The organism is Streptomyces sp. (genome assembly GCF_050698815.1).
Taxonomy (GTDB): domain Bacteria; phylum Actinomycetota; class Actinomycetes; order Streptomycetales; family Streptomycetaceae; genus Streptomyces.
In genome coordinates, this window is the sequence record NZ_JBOHCV010000601.1 from 1 (window position 1) to 2,900 (window position 2,900).

At 70.0% G+C, this 2,900-nt stretch carries 3 protein-coding genes; all 3 read right to left on the bottom strand.

Going from position 1 to position 2,900, the window contains the following annotated elements; genetic code table 11:
- Positions 1-1,082: NAD(P)/FAD-dependent oxidoreductase (locus ACRDP3_RS21620; protein ID WP_431518642.1), on the bottom strand; the 1,082-nt coding region annotated here is incomplete at its 3' end.
- Positions 1,079-1,909: an ABC transporter permease gene (locus ACRDP3_RS21625; RefSeq protein ID WP_431518643.1), complete on the bottom strand. Its 831-nt coding sequence runs from the start codon at positions 1,907-1,909 to the stop codon at positions 1,079-1,081. The genes ACRDP3_RS21625 and ACRDP3_RS21620, both read right to left, overlap by 4 nt.
- Complete coding sequence (locus ACRDP3_RS21630; RefSeq protein ID WP_431518644.1) at positions 1,909-2,862, bottom strand: ABC transporter permease; 954 nt, start codon at positions 2,860-2,862, stop codon at positions 1,909-1,911. Before ACRDP3_RS21630 ends, ACRDP3_RS21625 begins: the two co-directional genes overlap by 1 nt.
- Positions 2,863-2,900 lie beyond the last annotated feature (38 nt).

Genomic DNA, 2,900 nt, shown 5'->3' on the forward strand with positions numbered 1-2,900 from the left:
CCCCAGGCGTGGCTGAAGCGCAGCCCCGACAGCTGCGGGAAGGTGTCGAAGAAGTGTCCGGCCAGTTTGCGGAAGGTCGACGGGCGCTGGTCGTACTTCGCCGCGATCCGGCTGCCGTAGTGGTACACCACGTCGTAGCCGCCCCACAGGATGCGGTCGTCGGCGGTGAGGCGGAAGTAGTGGAAGTGATTGGCGGTGTCGGCGAGTCCCTGCCGGTTCGCCCAGCCGACGGACGCCCGCTGCCGCTCGCTCAGCGGCTCGGTCATCAGCGCGTAGTCGTAGACGGGCGCGATGTAGGGGCGTACCCGGCGCAGCAGTGAGGGGAAGGCGTTGGTGCCGAGGGCGACCCGCCGGGCGCGGACGCTGCCCTCGGGGGTGCGCACACCGACTGTGCCGCCGTGGGCGGTGAGTCCGGTGGCCGGGGTGTTCTCGTGGATGCGTACGCCCGCCTCCGTACACGCCCGCTTCAGGCCCCAGGCGAGCCGGGCCGGGTTGAGCATGGCCACGCTGCTGCGCTTCCACAGCCCGGCGAGGAAGAGCGGCGAGTCGACCTGGGCGCGTACGGCCGCCTGGTCCAGGAAGCTCACGCTGTCCGCGGCGCCGGTGCGGGCGGTCTGCTCGGCGGCCTCCCGCAGCTCCGCCACCTGATGCGGCTGGGTCGCGAGGTCGATTTCGCCGGTTCGTTCGAAGTCACAGTCGATGCCGTAGCGTTCGACGGCCTCCTCGATGGCGTCGAGGTTGCGGCGGCCGAGGCGCTCCAGGGTGGCGATCTCCGCGGGCCAGCGGGCCAGCCCGTTCTCGAGGCCGTGGGTGAGGGACGCGTCGCAGAAGCCGCCGTTACGTCCGGAGGCCGCCCAGCCGACCTCCTTCGCCTCGACCAGAACCACCTCTCGGGACGGGTCGCGCTCCTTGGCGAGCAGCGCGGTCCACAGTCCGCTGTAGCCGCCTCCGACGACCAGCAGGTCGCACCGCGTCTCGCCGGTGAGCGCCGGCAGCGGGGCGGGCCGGCGGTCCGGGTCGTCGAGCCAGAAGGGGGTGGGGCTGGCGCCGGCCAGCGCGCGTACGGCCTCCTCCGAGGTCATCCGTTCCTCCTGCGGCGGCTGGCGGTGATCTGACCGCCGAGCACGATCGCGACGGCGATGAAGAACATCGCCGTGCCGATCACGTTCACCTGCACCGGGACGCCGCGCTGGGCCGCACCCCAGACGAACATCGGGAAGGTGAGGGTGGAGGGCCCCGCGTTGAACTGGGTGATGATGAAGTCGTCGAAGGACAGCGCGAAGCTCAGCATCGCACCCGCCGCGATGCCGGGTGCGGCCAGCGGCAGTGTGACCCGCCAGAACGTCTGTACGGGCCCCGCGTACAGATCGCGGGCCGCCTCCTCCAGCCGCGGGTCCATGCTCATCACCCGCGCCTTGACCGCGACGACCACGAAACTCAGGCAGAACATGATGTGCGCGATCAGGATGGTGACGAAGCCGAAGCCGACCCGCGTGTTGAGGAACAGGGTGCCGAGCGAGGCGCCCATCACGACCTCGGGCATGGCCATCGGCAGGAAGATCAGCGCGTTGCCGGTGCCCTTGCCGCGGAAGCGGTAGCGGGCCAGGGCGAAGGCGGCGAACGTACCGAACGCCGTCGCGAACAGGGTCGCGAACAGCGCGACTTGCAGGCTGAGGCCGAGGGAGGGGCACATGTCGGCGACGCCGCAGGGATCGGTCCAGGCGTCGGTGGAGAAGGTGCGCCACTCGTAGTTGAAGCGGCCTGCCGGCTTGTTGAAGGAGAAGAGCATCACCACCGCGTTCGGCAGCAGCAGATACACCAGGGACGCCGTGCCGACGAGGACGACGGCGTTGCGGCGCAGCCAGCGCACCGGGGCGATGGATCGGGCGGTGGTTCGGTTGGTGCTCATCAGACCAGTTCCTCCGTTCCCGCCTTGCGCATGTAGACGGTGACCACGATCAGGATGAGCGCCATGAGGATGAAGGACATGGCGGCGGCCGCGGGGTAGTCGAGGACGTTGAGGAACTGCTTCTGGATGGCGTTGCCCACCATCTGTGTGTTCGGCGAACCCAGCAACTGGGCGTTGATGTAGTCGCCCGAGGCCGGGATGAAGGTGAGCAGGGTGCCCGCGACCACGCCGGGCAGCGAGAGCGGGAAGGTCACCTTGCGGAAGATGGTCGAGGGCCTGGCGTACAGGTCGCGGGCCGCCTCGTGCAGGGAGAGGTCGATCCGCTCCAGGGAGCTGTAGAGCGGCAGGATCATGAACGGCAGGAAGTTGTACGTCAGTCCGCACACCACCGCCAGCGGCGTCGCCAGCACCCGGTCGTCGCCGGTGAGCCCCAGCTGACTGGTGAGCTCCAGAAGGTGCACCGACTTGAGCACCTCCACCACCGGGCCGCCGTCGGAGAGGATCGTCTTCCAGGCGAGGGTGCGGATGAGGAAGCTGGTGAAGAAGGGCGCGATCACCATCACCAGCAGCAGACCGCGCCAGCGGCCGGCGCGGAAGGCGATCATGTACGCGAGGGGGTAGCCGATGAGCAGGCAGAGCAGGGTGGCGGTGGCGGCGTAGAGGAACGACCGCAGGAAGTGCTCACCGTAAGTCGCCAGCGCGTCCGCGTAGTTGGAGAAGTCCCAGGTGACACGGAAGCCCTCCTCCAGCGAGCCGCTCTGCACGGAGGTGGAGGCCTGGTAGAAGAACGGCGCGACGAAGAAGACGGCAAGCCAGAGCCCGGCCGGGAGCAGCAGCCAGTAGGGCGTGAGGCGGCGCCGGGAGCGGGGCGACGCGCCGGAACCGGCGGGTTCCGGTCCGGGGGGCGGCGGTTCGGCGGGCGGCGCCGCGCCGGCCGGGGCGAGGGCGGTCACAGTGCCTCCTCTCCCGTTCCCGCGTCGGCGTCCTGGGC

Excerpts from the sequence above, each read along its gene's own strand:
- ACRDP3_RS21625 (WP_431518643.1), bottom strand. The coding sequence starts at position 1,909 with ATGAGCACCAACCGAACCACCGCCCGATCCATCGCCCCGGTGCGCTGG.